This is a genomic window from Flavobacterium sp. HSC-32F16, assembly GCF_024171645.1.
Classification (GTDB): domain Bacteria; phylum Bacteroidota; class Bacteroidia; order Flavobacteriales; family Flavobacteriaceae; genus Flavobacterium.
The window spans coordinates 1,440,263-1,464,075 of the sequence record NZ_JALKAC010000001.1 but is presented as its reverse complement, the minus strand read 5'-3'; the positions used below and the strand labels follow the sequence as shown (position 1 = coordinate 1,464,075).

Sequence of the window (23,813 nt, the reverse complement as noted above, 5' to 3'; positions counted from 1 at the left end):
CAACAAAAAATTATTTTCCGTCCTGCATTGCAAAAACGCTTTTTAATAAAGGCGTTGTTCTTGCACTGATATTATTACGGATTTCTTTTTCTTCAACAGCAATCATTTTAAAAACACCAGATAAAGCCTGATTTGTTGTATAGTCAGTTAAATCTGGGTTTACTTTTTTAACTAATGGAATAGTGTTGTATTTGTTTATGATTTTAGTCCAAACGACATCGGCACCTACTTTTTCAAAAGAACTTTTAATCACAGGATTAAATTTTCCGTACAAAGCAGTTGTGGTGCTTCCCTGTAAATAACTTGTTGCAGCACTGTCATTTCCTAATAAGATGTTTTTAGCATCTGTAAAAGACATATTTTTAACTGCTGAAACAAATATTGGAGTTGCTTCTTTTACGGCATCTTCAGCGGCACGGTTTAGCATTTTAATTCCTTCATCGGCTAGAGAACTTAAACCTACTTTTCGTAAAGTCGCATCTACTTTTTGTAATTCTTCTGGCATTAATATTTTTACGGCTTCATTTTTATAAAAACCATCAACAGCAGTAAGTTTGCTTACTTGTTCAGTAATTCCTTTATTTAGAGCTTCTTTTAATCCAGAAGCAATATCAACAGTTCCTGTACTTGGGATCTGCGATGCTATTTGAGGCAATTGATTTAAAGTTTGTTGTACCTGTGCGCAAGACGTTAGAGAAAATGTAACGGCTAATAGAAAAATCTTTTTCATTATTGGGGTTTATTTAAGTTTCAAAAATACTACTTATTCAAAAACAAAGCCACAATTTTATTTGAAGCGAAGTAACATTTTGTTGTAAACTTAACATGACCAAACATAGTAACTTAAAATCTAAGCATCTCTATGTTTTAACTATCTATGGCCAGGCCATTCGAATGTTAGAATCCCAATAGGTTTTGCTCGAAATGTAATAGGGTTGTAATTGAAGTATCGGCCTATTGTTAATATCAAAATATTGAACTCTTATGATTTTTTCACTGGAATCATCTTTCATATCAATATTTCCTTCGGCATCATCAATTAATTTCTTCTTTTTAAGATATAAAGCAGGTTTTTCGATTATATATTCGGTAACAGCTTCTCCATTTAGTTTTAGATTACATCCAATTAAATTTCCGTTACTGTCAAGCGATTCAATTTTTTTGAGATAATTTTTTTCATAATAATATATTTCAAAAGCAATGCTGCAAGATCCTTTTTGAAGTTTATTATTCTGTAATCGAAAACGGAGTATTTGGTTTTTAGTATTTGTAAACTCAATAAAGCCGTTTCCCTCTGCATTAATAGTATTGTGTAGTATTCTCGCAGGTTTTGAGAACTGTTTGATGCGATTGGCATAAACGTGATAATTTCCGGAAGATTGTGCAAATGCAGGAACACACAAGAAGAGTCCTGCGAAAAAAAAGAGAAAAGATTTCATTTTAAGATTATTGTTTGGTTAAATAGATTTTTATTTCTGTAATAAATCTATTTCTTCTTCGGTTTTTTCAATGTAAACAGTCAATTCACTGTATTTCCATTTTCCCCTTTTTTCAGCCACAACAAACAAGGTTCCTTTTCCTTTTGAACCTTTCAATGGAATTTGTAAATCGCATTCTCCGGTATTATTAGTCGTGTTTATATTGCCAGAAATCATGCCGTCAGTTTCAATTGGACTGCCTAGTTTTTCAATAACTAATTTATTGTTTTGAACTGCGGCCATTGATTCTTTATAAGCATCAGAATCTTTCATGATTGAAGTGATCCCAAAGTATAGTCCAGCAATAAAAAGACCGGCAATAACAAGAAGACTCAAACATCCGGTTGGAACAAACCATTTCCAGTTTCTATCCCACCAATTTGGCTGCGGTTGATAATGATCGTTTTGCATAATTAAAAATGACTTATTTACAAAGGATTTATAAGTCGGAAATATACAATTATTCTTCTTAATTCCGGATTAGTTATTCCGGATATTATATTAACTGTACTTCAAAAAATTTACATCAGGATTGTAATCAGGTTTATTTTGATTTAATTCATCCAAAATAGTCTGTGTATAATCTTTTCCGCCTTTAATCAGATAATACAAGGACTTTACCACATAAACGGGTCCCCAGGGAAATGCTTTCCAGCTAACCGTTAAATTTAAAAAGAAGTGTTTTAAGGCATATTTAAATGTATTTTCTTCCGGACGGACAAAATAAATATTCGAACGTTTAAATTTTTTGAAAAGTTTCGAAATAGTATTCGGAAAAACTACAAATCGTCCGCCTTGTTGTACTAAGACGTTTATTTCAAACATTGTTAGACCTTCTGTATTATTGGTTTCCATGGCTGATAAATTTTAAATAAATATTTTGCAAAGTTCCAAAAATGTAATCTGCTTTCTTGCTTTCAAAAGTTTTAAAAATAACAGATTAAGGTAATTTTTTAGGAAGAAAAAAATCGGAAACCCAACTAAATGAGTTCCCGATTAATTCTTTATTCTGAATAAATTAATTGGCAGTAAGAGATTTTTCCGGTGCTGCCTCAATATCTCTTTCATAAACATCCTGAAAGAAACCAATTTCTCCATTTTCATTTACCAAAGAGGTAAAATAAGTTATGTAAATAGGTACTTTTTTAGAAAGCTTAAAACTATTTTCTACTTTTCCGGCCATTGCTTTATCAATTTTTGCCTGAGTCCATTCCGGATAATCTTTCAGCATGGCAACAGCTAATTCTTTTGCTAGTTTTACATTAATACACCCGTGGCTGAAAGTTCTTTTTTCAAAATCGAATAAAGTTTTAGAAGGCGTATCGTGCATATAAATATCATCTGGATTTGGAAACATAAATTTTACCAATCCTAAAGAGTTGTCCGGACCAGGTTTTTGTCTTACTTGTCCGTTTACCATTTCCATATTTTTTTCAGCAAGATAATTTGGATCTGCCGCAATTTTAGATCTTAATTCATTTTGAACAATACTTTGAGGAACTGTCCAATACGGGCTGAAAACGATTCGATCAATCTGTCCGTTAAAAATGGTAGTTTTAGTTAAAGGAGAACCAACAAACACACTTGATGTTAATTCGATTTTTCCGTTTTTAACGTAAATCAATTCATAAGAAGGCACATTTACCAGAATATATTCGTCATTGTTTACTAAATCTGGTGAAATAGAACGAATTCTTTCCATGTTCAGCATCAAAGTTTTTACTTTATCCGAAACCGGAATATTCATTTCTTTAATGTGTTCTTCGGCCAAAATATAATTGGGTTTAAAACCATTACGAACTTTGTATTTCATAACACCGTCCATTAATTCACGATCATAAAAATCGCTTTTAGAATCTTGTTTTAAATCTCCCAATAAATACAAACGGGTTCTTACCTGTGCAATAGTAGGTGAAACGGCATCAGGTCGTAAATCTTTATAAGGAGTTTCGGCAGCAATAGGTTTCCATTTACTTGATTTTTCAAGCTTTTTGTATTGTTTTAAAACACCTTGCAGTTTGTAATATTGATCATAAAGATTTCCATCGTCTTCAACTTTTGCAGTTGCTTCTTCGATTGTGCTGTAGTTTAAAAAATCTTTCAGCATGGCATCATAAGACAATTTTTTCTTAGAATCTGAATTGCTTTTTTTAGCATATACCACATATAAAGAGCTTAAAAGCATATCAGCATCCGTTCTTGAAAGATTGGTTTCTGATGAAGAGTCAAAAAGCTGCTCAATTTCTTTTTGATAAGGAATAACCAAATCATTTGTTTTTTTTGCTTTTTCATACAAAACAGCGGCAAATTCGTTGATCTCGTTTTCATCGTACCAAATGGTTCCCAGAGATCGGTTTTTGTATAATGACATTACATCAGATTTATACTTTTTTAAATCAGTATATTTCTTGAAGAACTCATTTGAAACGTTGTCTTTTACAGCATCATTATCTGAATTGTAAAAGATTGGGGTGTTAGATTTATGCTCTTTAGTATTGATGCTTTCATATTTATTAAAAGATACGATACTAAAACTAAGAGCTAAAATAATGCTTAGTGAATATAAAGTTTTCATTTTCATTTAAATTTTTACGTTACTACTTAGACTTAAAGTTCTTGGTAAAAATCTGGGGCCTTTTCTACACTGCTAAATTAATTTAGGAAGGCATAAAACATGTTTTTTGATTTTGTTTAAATGTTGCGAAATTGCCATGTCTTTAAGCTTTCTTTAACTATATCAGTTAGTTAGCTAAATTGTTACCCTTTAAGTCGGCGAAATCGATATATTTTCGAAAACATAAATAGAGAAGTATAAACAAATATTAAAATATTTTGTAAATTGGTCGCTTAAAATTATCATATTCATAAAATGGAACAGCAAATACCATATAATCCTAAAAATAAAGTAAGAATTGTCACAGCTGCTTCGCTTTTTGACGGGCATGATGCAGCAATTAATATCATGCGTCGTATTATCCAGTCTACAGGTGTTGAGGTAATACATTTGGGTCATGACCGAAGTGTAGAAGAAGTTGTAAATACCGCAATTCAGGAAGATGCCAATGCAATTGCCATGACTTCCTACCAAGGCGGACACAACGAATACTTTAAATATATGTATGATTTGCTTCGCGAAAAAGGAGCAGGACATATTAAAATTTTTGGAGGCGGAGGCGGTGTAATTCTGCCAAGCGAAATTTCAGAATTACATGAATATGGAATAACCAGAATTTATTCTCCAGACGACGGACGTTCGCTTGGACTTCAGGGAATGATTAATGATTTGGTTGAACGTTCTGATTATCCTATTGGAGATAAACTGAACGGAGAAATCGATCATATCGAAAATAAAGTTCCTACGGCAATTGCGCGTTTGATTTCGGCAGCCGAGAATTTTCCTGAAATTGCAAAACCCGTTTTTGATCAAATTCACGATACTAATAAAAGTTCTAAAATTCCGGTTTTAGGAATTACCGGAACGGGCGGTGCCGGAAAATCTTCTTTGGTAGACGAATTGGTTCGTCGCTTTTTAATTGATTTTCCCGAAAAAACAATCGGATTAATTTCTGTCGATCCTTCCAAAAGAAAAACAGGAGGAGCACTTTTAGGAGACAGAATCCGTATGAATGCCATTAACAATCCTCGTGTATATATGCGTTCGCTGGCGACACGTCAGTCCAATTTGGCTTTATCTAAATATGTGGCCGAGGCGATTCAGGTTTTAAAAGCTGCCAAATACGATTTGATTATTTTGGAAACTTCTGGAATTGGTCAGTCTGATACCGAGATTATGGATCATTCTGATGTATCCTTATATGTAATGACACCAGAGTTTGGAGCGGCAACGCAATTGGAAAAAATCGATATGCTTGATTTTGCCGATTTAGTGGCTTTAAACAAATTTGATAAAAGAGGAGCACTTGATGCTTTACGCGATGTAAAAAAACAATATCAGCGCAATCATAATTTATGGGATAAAAATCCGGACGAAATGCCGGTTTTTGGAACTATCGCTTCTCAGTTTAACGATCCCGGAATGAACACGCTTTACAAAGCAATCATGGATAAAGTGGCAGAAAAAACCGATTCTGATTTGAAATCGACTTTTGAAATCACTAAAGAAATGAGTGAGAAAATCTTTGTGATTCCGCCACACAGAACACGCTATTTATCTGAAATAGCAGAGAATAACAGATCTTATGATGAAATCGCACTTTCGCAGCAAAAAGTAGTGCAGAAATTATACGGAATTTTTAAAACCATCGAATCGGTTTCTGGAAAAGTGCCGCAAATCAATAAAGCAGGAATTGACGATTCGACTGTTTTACCAAGCGCAACGGAAGCACATGATGAAAACAGAATCTTTTTAAATCTTTTACTGAATCAGTTTGATAAAGTAAAAATGGATTTAGATCCTTACAATTGGGAAATTATCCTGAGTTGGGATGAAAAGGTTGCGAAATATAAAAATCCGGTTTACTCGTTTAAAGTTCGTGATAAAGAAATCAAGATTGCAACACATTCTGAAAGTTTATCGCATTTACAAATTCCGAAAATTGCTTTGCCTAAATATGAAGCCTGGGGCGATATCCTGCGTTGGAATTTACAGGAAAATGTTCCCGGAGAATTTCCGTTTGCATCAGGATTGTATCCTTTTAAACGTGAAGGCGAAGATCCGTCAAGAATGTTTGCGGGCGAAGGCGGACCAGAAAGAACCAATAAACGTTTTCATTATGTAAGTGCGGGATTGCCGGCAAAACGACTTTCGACTGCTTTTGACAGTGTTACTTTATACGGAAACGATCCAGATTTACGTCCTGATATTTACGGAAAAATTGGAAATGCAGGAGTTTCAATTTGTTGTTTAGATGATGCTAAAAAACTGTATTCAGGTTTTGATTTGGTTCATGCTTTAACATCGGTAAGTATGACGATAAACGGGCCCGCGCCAATGCTTTTAGGTTTCTTTATGAATGCGGCAATCGATCAGCAGTGTGAGTATTATATTAAGGAGAACGATTTAGAAAAAGAAGTTGAGGCTAAAATCAACAAAATATATAAAGAAAAAGGGATTGCAAGACCAGTTTACCAAGGCGATTTACCAGAAGGAAACAACGGTTTAGGATTAATGCTTTTGGGCGTTACCGGAGATCAGGTTTTACCTTTAGATGTTTATAATGAAATAAAAGTCAAAACGTTATCGCAAGTTCGTGGAACGGTTCAGGCCGATATTTTAAAAGAAGATCAGGCGCAGAATACGTGTATTTTCTCTACCGAATTTGCTTTGCGATTAATGGGTGACGTTCAGGAATATTTTATTACTAAAAACGTTCGTAATTTCTATTCGGTTTCGATTTCCGGATATCATATTGCTGAAGCGGGAGCGAACCCAATTACGCAATTGGCCTTTACGCTTTCAAATGGTTTCACTTACGTGGAATATTATTTGAGCCGCGGAATGAACATCAACGATTTTGGTCCGAATTTATCGTTCTTCTTCTCCAACGGAGTAGATCCTGAATATTCAGTTATTGGTCGTGTGGCGCGTAAGATTTGGGCAAAAGCCATGAAAAACAAATATGGTGCCAACGAAAGAGCACAAATGCTGAAATATCATATTCAGACTTCGGGGCGTTCGTTACACGCACAGGAAATTGATTTTAATGATATCAGAACGACTTTACAGGCTTTATACGCTATTTATGATAACTGTAATTCATTGCACACCAACGCTTATGATGAAGCGATTACAACGCCTACAGAAGAATCAGTACGTCGTGCGATGGCGATTCAGTTGATTATTAATAAAGAATTAGGTTTAGCGAAAAATGAAAACCCAATTCAGGGTTCGTTCATTATCGAAGAATTAACCGATTTAGTTGAAGCTGCAGTTTTACAAGAATTCGACAGAATTACAGAAAGAGGCGGAGTTCTTGGCGCAATGGAAACGATGTACCAAAGATCTAAAATTCAGGAAGAAAGTTTGTATTACGAGACTTTAAAACACAACGGAGATTTTCCAATTGTGGGTGTAAATACTTTCCTGAGTTCAAAAGGTTCGCCAACAGTAATTCCGGCAGAAGTCATTCGTGCCACCGAAGAAGAAAAACAATATCAAATAACAATGTTGGATAACTTGCATCAATTTCACGAAGCAAAAGTTAATGAGCATTTAAATAATCTGCAGCAAGCAGCTATTAAAAACGAAAACTTATTCGATCATTTAATGGAAGCTACAAAGGTTTGTTCTTTAGGTCAGATTACTTCGGCATTGTTTGAGGTTGGTGGGCAGTATAGAAGGAATATGTAATTTTTTTATTTTTAATGATATGGAAAACCTCTCATGTGAATGGGAGGTTTTTTTAATATTATAATTTAATAAATTATTCTACTTTTGATAAAACAAAATAAAAATAATTAAAAGAATTATCTCAAGATTTTTTAATTAATTAAATAAAAAACAAATTTAAATAAATTTGAAAAAAATGATGGATAAATATATAAATAGACATATAAATAAGTTAATGCTTGATGCAAATAATTATAGATTTATTGACAACAAGTTTTATCAGATTGTGAAAGAAAATGAAATTAGTGATAAAAGAATTCAAGATCGTACATATAATTTACTAATTGGGAAGAATGAAGAAAATATTTCAGATTTATTAACAAGTTTTAAATCTAATGGTATTCTAAAACTTGATCCAATCCAAGTTAAAGAATTACCTGATGGGAATGTTGTTGTTATTGAAGGCAATAGAAGAACTGCTGCCTTAAAGTATCTTTACGAGCAATTTTTAAAAGGAAATGATGTTGGAAAATTGAGAGAGCGAGATTTTAAAAGTGTAGAATTAGTTTTAATATCAGATGAAAGTCCTATTCAACACTTAATAACTATGGGGTTGCACCATATTAGTGGTAAAAAAAAATGGAATCCAGTTAATCAAGCACAACTTATTCAAGATCTAAGATATAAACATGGTTTGTCAGAGTTAGAAATATGTAATTCGTTAGCCATTAATAAACACAATTTAAGGCGAAGTTTAAGAATTTTGTCTTTAATTGAGAGATATAAACTAAGTGATTATGGAGATCAATTTGAAACTACAATGTATTCAATTTTTGAAGAAATAATTAAAAATGTCAAAATGAAAAATTGGTTGCAATGGAATGATCATGATATGGCTCCAGAACAAACAATGAATGAGGAAAAATTGTTTTCATGGATTTCTCGTGAAGAGATAATTGAACGAAATGAAGATGGAGATGAGCAAGAAATAACACTTGAACCAATTATAACTAAAAGTCATGAAATAAGAGAACTCTCTAAATTTATCAATGAGCCAAAAGCTGTTGACCAAATGGAGGAATCGAGAAATATAACAGCAGGTTTTGCTTTAAGTGATGCTGTAGGTGAATCTCGACTAAAAAATGCAATGGATAATCTTAATAAAGAAGTTCAAACAGCATTTCAATTTAGTGAGTTTATGACAGAGGAAGAATATGGAAAGGTTATTAAATTAAGAGATAAGTTAGATAAATTAATACCTAGTAATTCCGCAAACATAGAATTAATTGAGCGTAATTCTTCTATATACTTTAATGAAGTAAAAAATCATTTTAAAACAATAAATATTATAAAATATAGAAAATTACAAAATATTGAGATTACTAAACTAAATCGAGTTAACATTTTTGCAGGTGGAAACAATTTAGGTAAAACTTCTGTATTAGAATTATTTTATTTATTTACTAGACTTAATAATTTTCAATCAATTATTGATTTAGAAAGATTTAGAGGCAGGTTTTATCAAGGCTTTCCAACTAAATGGTTTAATAAAATTTTTGTAGAAAATATTGAGATTGATGCAGAGTTCAATGATGTGAATTGTTCTTTAAATATTAGTAAATATGAAACAAATGAGAATATAGAAAAAAGTCATTATTTAAATAGTATATCGACAGATGCAAATGTAAACGGAGATTCTTTTTCTAGTACAATACATTTATTTGATAATAAAGATCCAGAATTTTATTTTGAAAAAAGTCAATTTTTATGTCAAGCTACGTTTAGTAGCCCATATAGATATGATGGATCATTATTAAAAAAAGCTCATGCAAAGGCTGTACAGGAAAAATATTTCGATGATATTATGATATTTATCCGTGAAAAAATGGATAAAAATATTGATAAAATCGAGATGGTTAGTATTGAAAACGAAAGTCGATTTATGGTGAGTACAGATGAAATGTCTTATGCTATTGATATTACTAAATATGGAGAAGGTTTACAACGAATTTTTGAAATTGCTTTATTGATGGGATATAGCAAAAATGGAATTATATGTATTGACGAATTAGATAGTGCTATCCATAAAAATTTATTAATTGACTTTACTCAATTTATTCAAGAGCTAGCTGTTAAATTTAATGTACAAGTATTTTTATCAACACATAGCAAAGAATGTATTGACGCTTTTGTTGAGAATAATTTTCCAGATGAAGAATTAACTGCTTTTGCTTTAAGTGAAATTGATGGTAAGGTAATTTGTAAATACTTAGAAGGTAACAAATTGAAGCAATTAGTTGAAACAATTAATATTGATATAAGATAGTATGGCTATTCAGATAACGGCAGTACTTTGTGAGGGGCCTCATGATGTTGCTTTTTTAGTGAAAATTATTAAAAGTGAAGGTTTTAAAAATATTGATAATTTAAAAATAAGTGAATTTCCCACTCCGATTGATTTGTTACTAAAATCGGAGGTCTCCAAATCAAATATTGAAGATTTAAATTTACAGGAAGTTAGACAAGCATTATTGCCTACAAATGCACTCTTAAAAGATAATAAATATTTATTTTTTTATTCTCTAGGTGGAGATGGAAAAAAGAACCTTAGGAGTAAAATAGTTTTAGATTTTTTATCTTTTGTACCCAATAATGAAGAAATAACAGTTACTCCTTTAGATACTTCATTTTCTATTCTTTATTTTTTTGATTCTGATGAGAAAGGTGTAGAAAGTCGAGTTTCAGAGCTAAATAAGGAAATAGAAGAAATTTTAAATGAAAAACCTTTTAATAGTCATAAAGAAACAAAAAAGATTAAGGATATAAAATTTGGAAGCTTTGTTTTTTCAGGAGATGATAATAATAAAGGTAAACTTGAGGATATTCTATTACCACTAATGGTCTTGAATAATGAAGATATTTTTAGTAATGCGCATCATTTTTTAAGTGATCATTTTAATGATGATAGATTATTTCCCTTGAAAATGGAAATTGAAAATGACGTTTTAGTAGAAAAAAGAGCAGATAAATTAAAAAAGAAATTAAAATATGATAGTTCTAAATCTATTATAGGAACTGTAGGTCAACTCCAAAAATCAGGAAGTTCTAATGTTGTTTGTATAAGTCAAACAGATTATTTGACATTAGAAAAGATTAGGAATAATAAAAAGTGTCAGGAAATAGTTAGTTATTTAAATGATTTTTTATCTGTTTAATTAGAGTGATATTAAAATGTGTAAGAATTCGGTAGCCTCCCAGCTCTCCAAAGTCTTCATTTTATAAAATTCGCTGATTGCTGTGCGAAGTCTCCCGACTTCGTACCCGTTTCAATAATCCATAAAGAATATAAAAATAATTTTGGAACGGAATATAGAGGCGGGTACGAAGTCGGGAGACTTCGCACAGCAACGGTCACAAATCTTTGCGGAATTACTTGTGTGATTTCTCCCTTCGGTCGAAATGACAAGATTGTGCAAAAACTTTGCGACTTTGCGTCTTTGCGAGATTTTTTAGTATTACACCTTTCCCGTTCGCGCCAGCAGAAGATTAACATTGTTGAGTTTCTTGCGAAGATTTTTCCTCCGTCGAAATGACAATATTGAGGTTATTTTTATAAAGTTCTATAAAGAGTTCCGAAGGAACGAAGCATATTGTAGAGATGGATTTTAATCCATCATGACAAGAAATTCCGTAATCAAAATCCATTTACCAGCAGAAGATATTTGAATGAAGTGGAATTAATTATGTAAGGCTTCAGCTCACGCCAGTAGAATTATTATTTTGATTTCTTAACTCTAAATTCTACTAATAAGGGTTCGCAAATTTCGAATGCTAAATAGTAATACTCATTAGTAACTCGTCTTATATAAAGGGTTTTAGGTGAATTATTGTATTTTGTGCATTTTTGTTTATCCATAAGTTCGTATGGCAGATTTATCAACGTTTTTACTTTCGTATTTACATCATAAATGAATAAATTATATTCATCGTCTTCATCTGTATACAAAATCAGTTCATTTTTTAAATCAAAATCCCCGGTGATACCATTTAAAACCTCATTGCCGGTTTCTTTATCATACAACCAGAAATAGAAATTGCTTGTTCCGCCTCCGTTGCTATGTAAAGCAAAATAATTTTTAAAATCAACTCCTTCATAATAAGGGCGATAATTTTCTATGAAAGTATCAACTAATAAATAGGTATTATCTTTTTTACCATTTATAAGTCTAAAATTAATTACTTCTTCATTTTTATCTATAGCTGGAAAAATAATTAATTTATAGTTATTTTTAAGATAAGCAGTTTGTGTTTTTATCGTATCACCTTGTTCATTAAAAAAAACAGTGTCTGTTGATTTCTTTATTTTTCTTACTTCTGCAGGTTTACGATTATCCATTTTGCAGCTGATAAAGGAAAGCAATAAAATAATTAAAATTTTATTTTTCATTTTTATAATTTCTTGTTTTATAGCTTTACAGTATCTTTTATTCTCATTTATTCATTTACAATAATAGGATTTTTTATGTAATAATTCTTCTGTAATTTTTCTGTTTTTATCTTGTAAATCTTTACCTTTTGTCATATCGACCGAAGGGAGAAATCGCACTAGAAGCTCGACAAAGCAAGTCGCCAATCTTTGCAGAATTACTAGTGCGATTTCTCCTCCGTCTAAATGACAATATTGTGGTTACTTTTATGAAGTTTTATAAAAGTTCCGAAGGAACGAAACATATTGTAGGGATGGATTTTAATCCGTCCAAGACAATTAGAAATTACGTAATCAAAATCCATTAGCATGATCAAAACAACAAAAATCCTATTATCAAATATAGCCCGTGGTTTCAACCACGGGTCCACAACAAGCAAGACAATATTAGGTTCCCGTGGTTGAAACCACGGGCTATGTTTATATCATTTTGGAATAGCAAAAAAGAAAATCATTCCCCAATAACCTCCCCAACATAACCCAAAAACTCCATTTCGTCTAAAGGAAACAATTGCAGAACAGTTTCTAAAATTAGGCTTACGTTTATAGATTGGTTTTTCTTTTCGGGAACGTTGTGCATATCATGATCGAGCGCAAGGATGCAGAGTTTTAGCATATCGCTTATAATACAGCCGAGTTCAAAATGATTTTGAATTTTGATTGGAACGAAATATTCGTTTGAGTTGTCAGTTCTGGGTTTTAAGGTTTTGAAATAAAGAGTGGTTAATCTTTTTAGGTTTTTTACAGTTTCAGATTCATTTGTTTCCATAAGGCGTGTATTTAGTTTTGTTAGATAATCACTTTAGAATTTGACTTTTATAAATTTATTATAAGAAAAATTGTACTTTTGTTTGATTCGGCGAAGAAAGAAATAGATCTTTCTGTATGAAAACATTTTTTATGTGTTTCATACATTATAAATATGTTTTTTACATTTTGCGGGTTATCACACTAAATTATTATCTTTGAATTATGAGTACATTATCAAAACCAAATCATATAGGACGAAAAATAAGTCGTATTCGTGAACTTCGTGATATGAAACAGGAAGCTTTAGCACAGGCTTTGGGAACAAATCAGCAGGCGGTTTCTATTTTAGAAAATAGTGAAACTATCGATGAAGATAAACTTATCGCAATAGCAAAAGTTCTTGGTGTAACGGTTGAAGCTATTAAAAGTTTTTCAGAAGACGGTATGATTAATTATTTTAATACGTTTAACGATTCGGATAATAATTTTAATAGTTATAATACGTGCACTTTCAATCCATTAGATAAATTAATGGAAACTGTAGAAGAAAATAAAAATCTTTACGAACGTTTGCTTCAGTCAGAAAAAGAAAAAAACGAATATTTAGAGAAATTGCTAAAAGAGAAATAGTAATTGAACAGAAATAAAAAAGCATCTGCCGTAGCGGATGCTTTTCTCATTTAAAGAAGAAATGAAAATACAGCGATATTTAGAAGAAATCAGAAATTTGAAAAACCTAACTTTAGATAAGAATCCTGATTTGGAAAATATTGTTGATGATATTGTTTCTAATGAAAGTAATATTGAATTTACGGTTGAAGATTTTTTCGAAAATGAAAAACTAAAACTAGTATCTAAAATAGAACAAAACTTAAATCTAGCTTTTACAGAAGAAGAAAACACAAATCTGTGTTTTATAAATAGTACAGAATTAAGGTCAGAATACAAACAAAGTTTCAGGTTAAACGATTTGTTGGATTATATGTATGCTTTTGCACATTCTTCACTTTACTCAAAATCTCAAAAAATAATTATTGGATCAGATACAGAAGTTTTTTGGAACGTTGTTAAAATAGGTTCAGATTTAAAAAAGAAGATTTAAATAAAAATGAAGTTCATTTAAGTTGCGATTCTACTTAAATTTGTTGAAGTGAAATAATTATTTTAATGTGTTTTTTCTTACTTTTATAAATAATCAAAAAATGTAAAGAATAATGAAACAGGAAGGTGCGATTCAGATATTTGAAGAAAAGAACGTGAGAACGATTTGGAATCAGGATGAGGAGAAATGGTATTTTTCTATTGTTGATATAATTACTGTATTGACAGAAAGCAGAGATGCAGGTGCGTATTGGCGGAAATTAAAACAACGCCTAAAATAAGAAGGAAATGAAACCGTGACGAATTGTCACAGTTTGAAACTGGAAGCTGCAGATGGTAAAATGAGATTAACAGATGTAGCAGATACGGAACAATTATTTCGGTTAATACAATCTATTCCATCTCCAAAAGCAGAACCATTTAAGTTATGGCTGGCGCAAATTGCAGCAGAACGGCTTGATGAAATGCAAGATCCTGAAATTACTATAGATAGAGCATTAGAGCAATATATGCAACTGGGTTATTCGGAAAGCTGGATTAATCAAAGACTAAAAAGTATAGAAATTCGTAATGAATTAACGAAAGAATGGAAAAGTAGAGGAGTAAAGGAGGGAACGGAATTTGCTATTTTAACTGATATTATTTCAAAAACTTGGTCTTGGAAATACAACGAAAGAGTATAAAATACTAAAAGGACTTAAAAAAGAGAATTTAAGGGATAATATGTCTAACACTGAATTAATCTTAAATATGCTGGCAGAAGCATCTACTAAAGATATCTCAAGCGTTGCGGAACCAGAAAATTTTGAAGAAAGTAAAGAAGTTGCAAAGCAAGGAGGAAATGTTGCTAAAGTTGCTTTGAATGAGTTGGAGTCTAAAACAGGTAAAAAAGTAGTAACTTCATTAAACTCAAAAGATTTAATTCTCAAAAAAACTCGAAAAATAAATTAAATAAAAAAGCAGCTTCGTAATACGAAGCTGCTTTTCTAATTTTTTGTGGGGCAAAAAAAGTGATTAACGACGAAAACCTGGACTATGGTTTACAGATTCGTCTAACTTAACAGTTTTTGCCTTTTTAACAGCAACTTTAATTTCGTGTGTAGCAACTTTATCGTTTGCTTTTACTTCAAGAACATAAGTTCCGGCTGGAAAACCTTCTAAGCTTATTGTTTTTGAAACTTCCAATTTGTTTGCTGCAGATTCTCCCGCATAAAGTAAATTGTGATTTTCGTCGTAGATAGAAAAAGATGATTTTTCAAAGGTGTCTAAAGTAAAGCTGACTACTTTTCCGTTTCCAGTTTGAATGTTTAAAATGTAATCGCCTTTTCCATCAATGGCGTAAGTGAATAGTGTTGCTAAAAAAAAGGCCGCAACTAACCCGGTTTTGGTAAATTTTGTCATGTTTTTTTTAATGTTTATTACTAAATGTGGAACGTTCAAAACTACAAATACAAATTTAATTTTTAGCAAAAAAAACGTCTTTTTTGACACTTAAAATGCTGAATTAAAACTATTTCTGTGTTTTGTCTACGCTATGTACGTAAATACGGGGCTTTCGGATTTATTTTTTTTGAACTTTTTTTTGGGTGTAAAAACCAGTTGTATAGATTTATTAAGAATACTTTTTCAAAAAAATTAAAAACTGATTTTTTTATGTTAAAATAGGGCATAAAAAAACAGCTCAATAACCACAAAGAGCTGTTTTTAAAACAATCACAGTTTTAACTTTACTAACTATCTAACCTTATTTATACTTTTATGAGAAAGTATAACTTTTTTAGCGCACTGCTACGCTTGTATTTTTTGCAGCATATCCTGCTTTATAAACTGATGAAATTGCTTTTGAAGATAATACAGTTGCATCATCAGTAATTGTAATTTCATGTCTCACTTTTTTTACATTGTCTTCGGCTTCTAAAAAGTAAGTTCCTTCCGGAAATTCTTCTAAGCTGAAGGTTCTTAAAATTCCATCTTTACCTGAAGCAGTTTCAGAATAAATTAAAGATCCGTCTTTGTCGTAAATTGCCAGGTTTGCTTTTTGCACTTTATTGATCGCAAATGTTATAAGCTTTCCGTTTGCTTTTATTACATGAAGATTAAAATCTTCATTCCCATCAATTGCATATGTACTTCCTGTGAAAAGTACTGCACATACTAAACTCAATTTTAAAATCTTTTTCATAGTTCTTAGTTTTTAAATTATTAGTTTAATTCTCTGATGTAAAAGTACTTAAGGACTACAAAAAAAGTATCTGCTCTATTTTCTTATTTCGATGCTGTATTCTCATTTACGAAACCGTTATAGGTTAAAATTTGAATTATATTTATCGTTTTTGTTAATTCGATTATTTTTTTTCAACGTTTTTATAAAAATGTAATTTTACCTTTATCTTACAATTTCGTAATATTTGAAGAAAAACAGGAGCGAAGTATTAATTTATTTTTACCCAAAAGTAAAGCACAAAAAAAACAGCTCAATAACCACAAAGAGCTGTTTCTAAAACTTTCGTTTTTAAACTTTACTAACTATCTAACCTCATTCTTATACTGTATGCGAGTATAAATTTTTCAACGCATTGCTGCGTTTATATTGTTTGCAGAAATCTGCTTATTAAAATCCTGAAAGTGCTTTTGAAGACAAAACAGAAGATTCGCCTGTAATCTTAATTTCGTGTCTTGCTTTTTTGAAGTTGTCTTCGATTTCAAGGAAATAAGTTCCTTCTGGAAATTCTTCTAAACTGAATGTTCTTAAAATACCTTCTTTTCCGGTAGCTTTTTCAGAATAAATCAAACTTCCGTTTTTGTCGTATATACTAATGCTTGCTTTTTGAACCTGATTTAAAGCAAAAGTGATCATTTTTCCATTTGCTTTTAAAACGTGCAAGTTAAAAGCGTTACCTCCGTCAATTGCATAAGTACTTAATCCTGATAAAAGTACAGCACATACTAAACTCAATTTTAAATTCTTTTTCATACTATTTTGTTTTTATGTTTTTATATCTAATTCTCTGATGTAAAATTACTTCAGATGTATGTTTTTTTTATCATCCCTGTTTTCCTATTTCTATGCTGTATTCTCATTTACGAAACCGTTATAGGTTAAAATTTGAATTATATTTATCGTTTTCGTTAATTCGGTTATTATTTTTCAACGTTTTTGCAAATTACTTCACATGGATTTTATACCTTATATATAGGTATAAAGTGATAAGCTGTTTGAAAAAAAATAGTATCAAAATATGGGCAATCAGATAAAAAAACAGCCAGCAGTTTCCAATCAAAATGTAGTATTCCAATCTTTGTTCCTATGGTTGAAACCACAGGCAATATTTGAAATTCGATTTTAAATTGAAGTGTATTGTTTTTAATATAAGCGCAACCAAAAGAAATACAACCAACGGTTTCAACTGTTGTGGCGCCATATATTCACAATGTAGTATTTTAATCTTTTTCCTGTATTTGAAATCAATAGGAATATAGAATATTATAGATATCGGCAAAAAATCAAAAACCTAAACTATGCAATCTAAACTTCAAAAAAGTATAGAGCAAAAAAAAACAGCCCAATAACCACAAAGAGCTGTTTTTAAAACTTTCGTTTTTAACTTTACTAACTATCTAACCTTAGTTTTATACTTATGAGAAGTATAACTTGTTTAGCGTACTGCTACGCTTGTATTTTTTTCAGATACAGGTTTGTATACTGATGATATTGCTTTTGAAGATAAAGTTGTAACTTCATTATTTACATTGATTTCGTATCTCACTTTTTTAGCATTGTCTTCAACTTCTAAGAAATAAGTTCCATCAGGAAAATCTTGTAAGTTGAAGGTTCTTAAAATTCCATCTTTACCTGAAGCATTTTCAGAATAGAATAATGTACCTTCTTTATCGTAAATAGCCAATTTTGCTTTTTGCAATTGGTTAAGACCAAAAGTGATATTTTTTCCGTTTTTTAATACATGAAGATTAAAGTCCTCATTTCCATCAATCGCATAAGTGCTGAAACCTGATAAAAGTACTGCACATACTAAACTTAATTTTACAATCTTTTTCATAGTATTTGTTTTTTAAAATTATATCTCTAATTCTCTGATGTAAAATTACTCTGGTTATGTCATTTTTATATCAACTCTATTTTCCAATTTATGTGCTATATTCTCATTTACGAAACCGTTATAGGTTAAAATTTGAATTATTTTAGGTGTTTTTGTTAATTACGCTATTATTTTTCAAATATTCTATATGTTAAGATTTGTATGAAACGTCTAATATTCTTACAGAAATACTAAATGTCTATAAAAATGGTCGATTTAATACGATATATTAAAAAAATCACGAATAAAAATATTGGTCGTTTAAAATTTAGACGGTTTTAAGCTTTTGCAAAATTGCTATTTTAGTTATTTTGATGAAAAATTCTCATTTGCGAAACCGTTATAGGTTAATTTTTAAATTATATTAGGTATTTTTGTTAAATTTGCTATTATTTTTTAAAAGGATTTATCATGAAGACAATTGCCCCAGCTCTTGAAGTGATAACTAACTCATACGGAAGTTCTTTTACCTACACAAAACACGCCGAAAAGACCAATAGCAAAGCTCATTTATGGCATTATCATCCTGAGATTGAGTTGGTTTATATAAACGGCGGGGCAGGAAAAAGACAAATAGGAAGCCATGTTTCCTATTACACAAATGGTAGTTTGATTCTGATAGGCTCTAACTTACCGCATTGCGGTTTTACGAACGAACAAACGGGAAATGTAAACGAAACGGTTATTCATATTAAACCTGAATTTTTAGGGAATGGCTTTTTTGGAGTACCGGAAATGAGAAAGATTCAAAATGTTTTGAGTCAGTCTAAAGGCGGAATTGCTTTTGGAGGCGAAACAAAAAAACATATAGGAAAAAAGATTGAAATGATGGAGCATCAGCTTCCATTCGAACGTCTGCTGACACTTTTAAGTATTTTAGATGAATTAGATTCGTCTGAAGAATATACGATGCTGAATGCAGATGGCTTTGCAATGGAACTTCAAACTCAGGATAACGATCGTATGAATGTTGTTTTTAATTTCGTAAAAGATAATTTTCAGCAGTCCATTGCTATCGACGAGGTTTCCAGTTTGGTAAGTATGACAACTCCTTCGTTTTGTCGTTATTTCAAAAAGATATCTAATAAAACCTTTACGGAGTTTGTAAATGAATATCGTTTGGTACATGCTTCAAAACTTTTGGCCGAAAAACCAATAAGTATTAATGAAGTATGCTACGAAAGCGGTTTTAATAATTTCAGCCACTTTAGTAAATCGTTTAAGCAATATACTGGAAAAAGCGCATCGCAGTACCGCCTCGAGCATAAAATTATAATTAGTTAATAGGTTTTCTGCTGCCGCGAATTACACAAATTTACACGAATTGATTGTGAAAATATTAAACATCTTTTGCTATTCATTAAAGGATTAGAAAGATTTTGTGCTGTTGATTAAAAAAAAATTAGGACCCAGTTTATAAATTAAATTAAAAAAGGGATTTGTGTAATTCGTGGCAAGTCAACTTTTTATAGAAAATTGCCATCAGGATCATTTTAATCTGTGGCAAAAATACAGCATACCTCGTAATCCGATTAGTGAAAAGCTGGTCGGATTTTTCGTATAGTTATTCGGAAAAAAGTATATTTACATTCCTTTAACCGAAAAAATAACTATCAAAATGAAAAACCTTAAATTTTTAGTATTCGCCGTTTTTCTGTGTGTTTCGTCAATGTCATACGCAGCAAAAGTAGATACCTTACAAATTGCAAGTACAGCTATGAGTAAAACTTATAAAGCCGCTGTAGTGCTGCCAAATTCTTATTCTAAAAGTAAAACCGCTTTTCCGGTAATGTATTTATTGCACGGTGCCTACGGACATTTTAGCGATTGGTTAAAAAATACGCCAAACAAAAAACTGGTTCAAAGTTTATCAGATCAATATAATCTTATTATTGTAATGCCCGAAGGTGAAACTTTTAGTTTTTATCTGGATAGTCCGGTAAATAAAGGCAGTCAGTTTGAAACTTTTATTACGCAGGAAGTAATTCAAAAAGTAGATAAAACCTATCGAACAATCAGCAATAGAAACGGAAGAGTAATTACAGGTCTTTCTATGGGCGGACACGGCGCTTTGTATTTATCAGCCAGACACCCTGATTTATTTTGTGCTGCCGGAAGTATGAGCGGGGCAGTAGATATGAGTACAATGCTTAATCGTGAATCTTCGGCCCAGGTTGTAAAATTAATGCAGCCCGTTTTTGGAGATAAAAGCGACAGTTCTGAATTATATGCGCAGCACGCTGTTATGGGAATGCTTGATAAAATAAAAACCAATAAATTACCTTTAGTTATAGATTGCGGTGTAGACGATTTTCTAATAGAACCAAACAGAGAATTACACCGAAGATTAGTATATAATAAGGTAGAGCATGATTATACGGAACGACCAGGCGCTCATACTTGGGAGTATTGGGAAAATTCATTGCCGTATCATGTTTTGTTTTTTAATAAAATTCTGCTTAAAAATCAATTAGTTACCAAAAAGTAAATGAAAAATATCAAATTTTTAAACCTTTAGATTTTTTTTGGTTTGATTTTTGGAATACCTTTATAGTACAAACCTTAAAAAAGATAATATTATGAAAAAGATACTTACACTATTCGCAGTTGTTGGATTAATTGCTTTTACAAGCTGTGAAGGGCCGGAAGGGCCTCCGGGAAGAGATGGAGTTAATGTAGTTGGAGAAGTTTTTGAACTAAAAAATATAAGTTTTGGTTATAATGTAGAAGATGGTTATAATATTTATGAAGAACTAACTCCAACAATTGTTGAATCTGACGTTATTTTGATTTATAGACTAACTGGTACAATTAATTCTAATACACCAATTTGGCAGCAGATACCGAGAACTTTATATACTTCAAGAGGGGAATTAGATTATGATTTTGATTTTAGTAAGCAGGATTTTACAATTTATGCTGGTGGAAATTATGATTTATCATTAACGCCTGAATTCTTAAATAATCAAACTTTTAGAATTGTAATAGTTCCAGGTGATTTTTCTACTACTAGCAAATCGGTAAATAAGCCTGATTATTCTGATTACGATGCTGTAATTAAAAAATATAACATTGACGATAGTAATGTTAAACAATTGAATTAATTATTGGAATTAATAAAAACATAAAAAAAGGAAATCGTAAGATTTCCTTTTTTTTATATACTAATATATTATAATGGCTGATCTAAATCAGAATCAGTTAGTTCTTTTTCTTTTCCGAATTTAAGAGAAACTAAGATTCCTACTAAAAGCGAAAGTGCGATGAATCCTAAAGAAGCCCATTCCGGAACCTGAATGAAATCGTGTAAAAGCATTTTTAATCCAACAAAAGCTAAAATGGCTACTAAACTGTATTCTAAATAACTGAATTTTGCCAGCATATTGGCCAGAAAGAAATACATAGAACGTAAGCCAAGAATCGCAAAAATGTTAGAACTGAATACTAAAAACGGATCTTTAGTAATAGCTAGAATTGCCGGAACGCTGTCTACAGCAAATAAAACATCCATAAACTCAATAACAATTAAAGCTACAAATAATGGAGTTGCTGCTTTTTTTGCAGTTTTGGTTGAGATAAAAAATTTCTCTCCATCCATTTCTGATGTAATCGGTATAACTTTTCCTAATGTCTTATATATAAAAGAATCTTTTGGATGAAAGTCTTCTTCTTCGCCCGAAAACAACATTTTTACGGCTGTAAATATTAAAAAGATTCCAAAAAGATAAGTAGTCCACGTAAATTTGTTGATCAACATTACTCCGAAGAAAATCATTAACCCACGGAAGACAATTGCGCCCAGGATTCCCCAGAATAAAACACGGTGCTGGTATTTTTGCGGAATTTTAAATGAAGCAAAAATAATAGCAATTACAAAAATGTTATCTACGCTTAATGAAAGTTCAATCAAGTAACCTGTAATAAACTTCATAGAGGCTTTCATAGGTTCTAAACCATCAGGATTTTCAATATAATCTGTAGTATAAAGCCAATAGATTACTCCTGAAAATAGAAATGATAAAGTAACCCAAATGAGAGTCCATTTACTGGCTTCTTTGGTGCTGATAATATGCGGTGTTTTATTAAATACACCTAAATCTAAAGCAAGAATAAAAACTACAGCCAGTAAAAACAAAGTCCAGACTACCATGATGATTTTTTTAATGATTTACAAAAGGTAAGTTATGAAATTTTACTGAAAAAGTAATTATAAGAAAAGTCTTTTAAATTTAATTTATGAAATGTAATATGCAAAATGTGAGAGGGTTCTTCCTGAAATTTCGGGACGCTCGAACTGACAGTTGGTGTTTGTTAGATCTTTGTGTTAATTAGTTATGACAAAAAAAAGTAAATCTGTTTATTGGATCTATCTCATTACAAACCCGACAGGTTTTAAAACCTGTCGGGTTTAGTATATAAAAAAAGTGCCAGCAATTACGATGGCACTTTTTAGAATATATTTTAAGCTTTGAATTATAGCGCTGAGTTAACAGTTTTGATAATTCTAGCAGCAATTTTGTATGGATCTCCGTTTGAAGCTGGTCTTCTGTCTTCCAACCATCCTTTCCATCCTTTTTGAACTGTCATTAAAGGAATTCTGATAGAACATCCTCTGTCTGAAACTCCATAAGAGAAATCGTGGATAGAAGCAGTTTCGTGTTTACCAGTTAAACGTTGGTCATTGTAAGCTCCGTAAACCGCGATGTGCTCAGCAGTAACAGGACGGAAAGCCTCACAAATTCTTTCGTAAGTAGCTTGGTCTCCACATGTTCTTAACACCTCGTTAGAGAAGTTAGCGTGCATTCCAGAACCATTCCAGTCAGTATCTCCTAGAGGTTTTGGGTGATATTCGATATAGTAACCATATTTTTCAGTCAAACGATCTAATAAGTAGCGGGCAACCCAGATTTCGTCTCCGGCTTTTTTAGCACCTTTAGCGAATAATTGGAATTCCCATTGTCCGCAGGCAACCTCTTGGTTAATACCTTCAAAGTTGATTCCGGCAGCGATACATAAATCAGCATGTTCTTCTACTAATTTTCTTCCGTGAGTGTTTTTTCCACCTACAGAGCAGTAGTACATACCTTGTGGAGCAGGATAACCTCCAACAGGGAAACCTAATGGCAATAAAGTTTTAGTGTCCATAATGAAATATTCTTGTTCGAAACCAAACCAGAAATCATCATTATCATCATCAATAGTAGCTCTTCCGTTAGAAGGGTGTGGAGTTCCATCAGCATACATAACTTCAGACATTACTAAATATCCGTTGATACGAGTTGGATCTGGATAAATTGCAACAGGAACTAACAAACAGTCAGATGAACCACCTTCAGCTTGTTTTGTTGACGAACCATCAAATGACCAATTTCCAAGTTCTTCTAATGTTCCTTTGAAATTTTCGTGTTCTTCAACTTTAGTTTTACTTCTAAGATTTTGAGTTGGTTCGTATCCATCTAACCAAATGTACTCTAACTTAATTTTAGCCATAATAATATAAATTTATTTTTTTTGTTTTTTCGCTGGGTCAAATATAGATTTATTTTTTTAGTCCTAAAAATTAGGGGGCTATTTTGTTTATCGAAGTATAATTTTTTTGAGAAGCGCAATTT

At 31.5% G+C, this 23,813-nt stretch carries 24 protein-coding genes; 11 read left to right on the top strand and 13 right to left on the bottom strand.

The window, feature by feature from the left end; genetic code table 11:
• Positions 1-10 precede the first annotated feature (10 nt).
• The 5 genes from L1276_RS06480 to L1276_RS06460 all read right to left on the bottom strand — a co-directional run bounded on the left by L1276_RS06480 (position 11) and on the right by L1276_RS06460 (position 4,053).
• Positions 11-730, bottom strand: a complete 720-nt coding sequence (locus tag L1276_RS06480) for a DUF4197 domain-containing protein (RefSeq protein WP_253786271.1) — start codon at positions 728-730, stop codon at positions 11-13.
• A gap of 145 nt (positions 731-875) precedes the next feature.
• Positions 876-1,439 carry a hypothetical protein gene (locus L1276_RS06475; RefSeq protein ID WP_253786270.1) on the bottom strand — a complete coding sequence of 188 codons (564 nt, stop codon included), beginning with the start codon at positions 1,437-1,439 and terminating at the stop codon, positions 876-878.
• A gap of 30 nt (positions 1,440-1,469) precedes the next feature.
• Complete coding sequence (locus L1276_RS06470; protein WP_253786269.1) at positions 1,470-1,889, bottom strand: cytochrome c oxidase assembly factor Coa1 family protein; 420 nt, start codon at positions 1,887-1,889, stop codon at positions 1,470-1,472.
• A 90-nt stretch (positions 1,890-1,979) separates the two neighbouring features.
• Positions 1,980-2,333, bottom strand: coding sequence for a hypothetical protein (locus L1276_RS06465; RefSeq protein ID WP_253786268.1), 354 nt, complete (start codon positions 2,331-2,333; stop codon positions 1,980-1,982).
• A gap of 163 nt (positions 2,334-2,496) precedes the next feature.
• Positions 2,497-4,053, bottom strand: coding sequence for a murein L,D-transpeptidase (locus L1276_RS06460; RefSeq protein WP_253786267.1), 1,557 nt, complete (start codon positions 4,051-4,053; stop codon positions 2,497-2,499).
• A 294-nt stretch (positions 4,054-4,347) separates the two neighbouring features.
• Here L1276_RS06460 and L1276_RS06455 point away from each other — a divergent pair, with 294 nt between their 5' ends.
• From L1276_RS06455 to L1276_RS06445, 3 genes are all read left to right on the top strand, one after another.
• Positions 4,348-7,788: a methylmalonyl-CoA mutase family protein gene (locus L1276_RS06455; protein ID WP_253786266.1), complete on the top strand. Its 3,441-nt coding sequence runs from the start codon at positions 4,348-4,350 to the stop codon at positions 7,786-7,788.
• A gap of 175 nt (positions 7,789-7,963) precedes the next feature.
• The gene (locus tag L1276_RS06450; RefSeq protein WP_253786265.1) at positions 7,964-10,093 is read left to right on the top strand and encodes an AAA family ATPase; all 2,130 of its coding nucleotides are present in this window, start codon (positions 7,964-7,966) and stop codon (positions 10,091-10,093) included.
• Position 10,094: 1 nt separating this feature from the next.
• Positions 10,095-10,982, top strand: a complete 888-nt coding sequence (locus L1276_RS06445; protein WP_253786264.1) for a DUF3226 domain-containing protein — start codon at positions 10,095-10,097, stop codon at positions 10,980-10,982.
• A gap of 560 nt (positions 10,983-11,542) precedes the next feature.
• Here L1276_RS06445 and L1276_RS06440 read toward each other — a convergent pair.
• A complete protein-coding gene (locus tag L1276_RS06440; RefSeq protein WP_253786263.1) occupies positions 11,543-12,214 on the bottom strand; it encodes a hypothetical protein in 672 nt (223 codons plus the stop codon).
• Between the two features lie 490 nt (positions 12,215-12,704).
• Positions 12,705-13,022, bottom strand: coding sequence for a hypothetical protein (locus tag L1276_RS06435; RefSeq protein WP_253786262.1), 318 nt, complete (start codon positions 13,020-13,022; stop codon positions 12,705-12,707).
• Positions 13,023-13,225: 203 nt separating this feature from the next.
• Here L1276_RS06435 and L1276_RS06430 point away from each other — a divergent pair, with 203 nt between their 5' ends.
• The 5 genes from L1276_RS06430 to L1276_RS06410 all read left to right on the top strand — a co-directional run bounded on the left by L1276_RS06430 (position 13,226) and on the right by L1276_RS06410 (position 15,055).
• Positions 13,226-13,633 (top strand): helix-turn-helix domain-containing protein, encoded by a 408-nt coding sequence (locus L1276_RS06430; protein ID WP_253786261.1) that lies wholly within the window; start codon positions 13,226-13,228, stop codon positions 13,631-13,633.
• Between the two features lie 61 nt (positions 13,634-13,694).
• A complete protein-coding gene (locus L1276_RS06425) occupies positions 13,695-14,105 on the top strand; it encodes a hypothetical protein (RefSeq protein WP_253786260.1) in 411 nt (136 codons plus the stop codon).
• A gap of 112 nt (positions 14,106-14,217) precedes the next feature.
• Positions 14,218-14,385: a hypothetical protein gene (locus L1276_RS06420; RefSeq protein WP_253786259.1), complete on the top strand. Its 168-nt coding sequence runs from the start codon at positions 14,218-14,220 to the stop codon at positions 14,383-14,385.
• Between the two features lie 15 nt (positions 14,386-14,400).
• Positions 14,401-14,787: a BRO family protein gene (locus tag L1276_RS06415; protein ID WP_253786258.1), complete on the top strand. Its 387-nt coding sequence runs from the start codon at positions 14,401-14,403 to the stop codon at positions 14,785-14,787.
• A gap of 67 nt (positions 14,788-14,854) precedes the next feature.
• A complete protein-coding gene (locus L1276_RS06410) occupies positions 14,855-15,055 on the top strand; it encodes a hypothetical protein (protein ID WP_253786257.1) in 201 nt (66 codons plus the stop codon).
• Between the two features lie 63 nt (positions 15,056-15,118).
• On the opposite strand, the gene L1276_RS06405 is transcribed toward L1276_RS06410, so the two are convergent.
• From L1276_RS06405 to L1276_RS06390, 4 genes are all read right to left on the bottom strand, one after another.
• Entirely contained in the window at positions 15,119-15,505 is a 387-nt protein-coding gene (locus tag L1276_RS06405; protein WP_253786256.1) for a secretion protein, read from the bottom strand.
• 376 nt (positions 15,506-15,881) lie between these two features.
• The gene (locus tag L1276_RS06400) at positions 15,882-16,286 is read right to left on the bottom strand and encodes a secretion protein (RefSeq protein WP_253786255.1); all 405 of its coding nucleotides are present in this window, start codon (positions 16,284-16,286) and stop codon (positions 15,882-15,884) included.
• 429 nt (positions 16,287-16,715) lie between these two features.
• Positions 16,716-17,078, bottom strand: coding sequence for a T9SS type A sorting domain-containing protein (locus tag L1276_RS06395; protein ID WP_253786254.1), 363 nt, complete (start codon positions 17,076-17,078; stop codon positions 16,716-16,718).
• Positions 17,079-17,760: 682 nt separating this feature from the next.
• Positions 17,761-18,162 carry a T9SS type A sorting domain-containing protein gene (locus tag L1276_RS06390; RefSeq protein WP_253786253.1) on the bottom strand — a complete coding sequence of 134 codons (402 nt, stop codon included), beginning with the start codon at positions 18,160-18,162 and terminating at the stop codon, positions 17,761-17,763.
• A gap of 450 nt (positions 18,163-18,612) precedes the next feature.
• On the opposite strand from L1276_RS06390, the gene L1276_RS06385 reads away from it, so the two are divergent.
• From L1276_RS06385 to L1276_RS06375, 3 genes are all read left to right on the top strand, one after another.
• On the top strand, positions 18,613-19,485 hold the full coding sequence (locus L1276_RS06385; RefSeq protein ID WP_253786252.1) for an AraC family transcriptional regulator: 873 nt from the start codon (positions 18,613-18,615) through the stop codon (positions 19,483-19,485).
• Between the two features lie 334 nt (positions 19,486-19,819).
• Positions 19,820-20,689: an alpha/beta hydrolase family protein gene (locus L1276_RS06380; protein ID WP_253786251.1), complete on the top strand. Its 870-nt coding sequence runs from the start codon at positions 19,820-19,822 to the stop codon at positions 20,687-20,689.
• 91 nt (positions 20,690-20,780) lie between these two features.
• Positions 20,781-21,305 (top strand): hypothetical protein, encoded by a 525-nt coding sequence (locus L1276_RS06375; protein WP_253786250.1) that lies wholly within the window; start codon positions 20,781-20,783, stop codon positions 21,303-21,305.
• Between the two features lie 68 nt (positions 21,306-21,373).
• Here L1276_RS06375 and L1276_RS06370 read toward each other — a convergent pair whose 3' ends face one another.
• Together L1276_RS06370 and L1276_RS06365 are read right to left on the bottom strand one after the other, a co-directional pair.
• Complete coding sequence (locus L1276_RS06370) at positions 21,374-22,351, bottom strand: TerC family protein (RefSeq protein WP_253786249.1); 978 nt, start codon at positions 22,349-22,351, stop codon at positions 21,374-21,376.
• Positions 22,352-22,674: 323 nt separating this feature from the next.
• Positions 22,675-23,691, bottom strand: coding sequence for a glutamine synthetase beta-grasp domain-containing protein (locus L1276_RS06365; protein WP_243234464.1), 1,017 nt, complete (start codon positions 23,689-23,691; stop codon positions 22,675-22,677).
• Between the last annotated feature and the right edge of the window lie 122 nt (positions 23,692-23,813).

Coding starts and splice junctions, on each gene's coding strand:
- L1276_RS06480 (WP_253786271.1), bottom strand. CDS start 730: ATGAAAAAGATTTTTCTATTAGCCGTTACATTTTCTCTAACGTCTTGC.
- L1276_RS06475 (WP_253786270.1), bottom strand. CDS start 1,439: ATGAAATCTTTTCTCTTTTTTTTCGCAGGACTCTTCTTGTGTGTTCCT.
- L1276_RS06470 (WP_253786269.1), bottom strand. CDS start 1,889: ATGCAAAACGATCATTATCAACCGCAGCCAAATTGGTGGGATAGAAAC.
- L1276_RS06465 (WP_253786268.1), bottom strand. CDS start 2,333: ATGGAAACCAATAATACAGAAGGTCTAACAATGTTTGAAATAAACGTC.
- L1276_RS06460 (WP_253786267.1), bottom strand. CDS start 4,053: ATGAAAACTTTATATTCACTAAGCATTATTTTAGCTCTTAGTTTTAGT.
- L1276_RS06455 (WP_253786266.1), top strand. CDS start 4,348: ATGGAACAGCAAATACCATATAATCCTAAAAATAAAGTAAGAATTGTC.
- L1276_RS06450 (WP_253786265.1), top strand. CDS start 7,964: ATGATGGATAAATATATAAATAGACATATAAATAAGTTAATGCTTGAT.
- L1276_RS06445 (WP_253786264.1), top strand. CDS start 10,095: ATGGCTATTCAGATAACGGCAGTACTTTGTGAGGGGCCTCATGATGTT.
- L1276_RS06440 (WP_253786263.1), bottom strand. CDS start 12,214: ATGAAAAATAAAATTTTAATTATTTTATTGCTTTCCTTTATCAGCTGC.
- L1276_RS06435 (WP_253786262.1), bottom strand. CDS start 13,022: ATGGAAACAAATGAATCTGAAACTGTAAAAAACCTAAAAAGATTAACC.
- L1276_RS06430 (WP_253786261.1), top strand. CDS start 13,226: ATGAGTACATTATCAAAACCAAATCATATAGGACGAAAAATAAGTCGT.
- L1276_RS06425 (WP_253786260.1), top strand. CDS start 13,695: ATGAAAATACAGCGATATTTAGAAGAAATCAGAAATTTGAAAAACCTA.
- L1276_RS06420 (WP_253786259.1), top strand. CDS start 14,218: ATGAAACAGGAAGGTGCGATTCAGATATTTGAAGAAAAGAACGTGAGA.
- L1276_RS06410 (WP_253786257.1), top strand. CDS start 14,855: ATGCTGGCAGAAGCATCTACTAAAGATATCTCAAGCGTTGCGGAACCA.
- L1276_RS06405 (WP_253786256.1), bottom strand. CDS start 15,505: ATGACAAAATTTACCAAAACCGGGTTAGTTGCGGCCTTTTTTTTAGCA.
- L1276_RS06400 (WP_253786255.1), bottom strand. CDS start 16,286: ATGAAAAAGATTTTAAAATTGAGTTTAGTATGTGCAGTACTTTTCACA.
- L1276_RS06395 (WP_253786254.1), bottom strand. CDS start 17,078: ATGAAAAAGAATTTAAAATTGAGTTTAGTATGTGCTGTACTTTTATCA.
- L1276_RS06390 (WP_253786253.1), bottom strand. CDS start 18,162: ATGAAAAAGATTGTAAAATTAAGTTTAGTATGTGCAGTACTTTTATCA.
- L1276_RS06385 (WP_253786252.1), top strand. CDS start 18,613: ATGAAGACAATTGCCCCAGCTCTTGAAGTGATAACTAACTCATACGGA.
- L1276_RS06380 (WP_253786251.1), top strand. CDS start 19,820: ATGAAAAACCTTAAATTTTTAGTATTCGCCGTTTTTCTGTGTGTTTCG.
- L1276_RS06375 (WP_253786250.1), top strand. CDS start 20,781: ATGAAAAAGATACTTACACTATTCGCAGTTGTTGGATTAATTGCTTTT.
- L1276_RS06370 (WP_253786249.1), bottom strand. CDS start 22,351: ATGGTAGTCTGGACTTTGTTTTTACTGGCTGTAGTTTTTATTCTTGCT.
- L1276_RS06365 (WP_243234464.1), bottom strand. CDS start 23,691: ATGGCTAAAATTAAGTTAGAGTACATTTGGTTAGATGGATACGAACCA.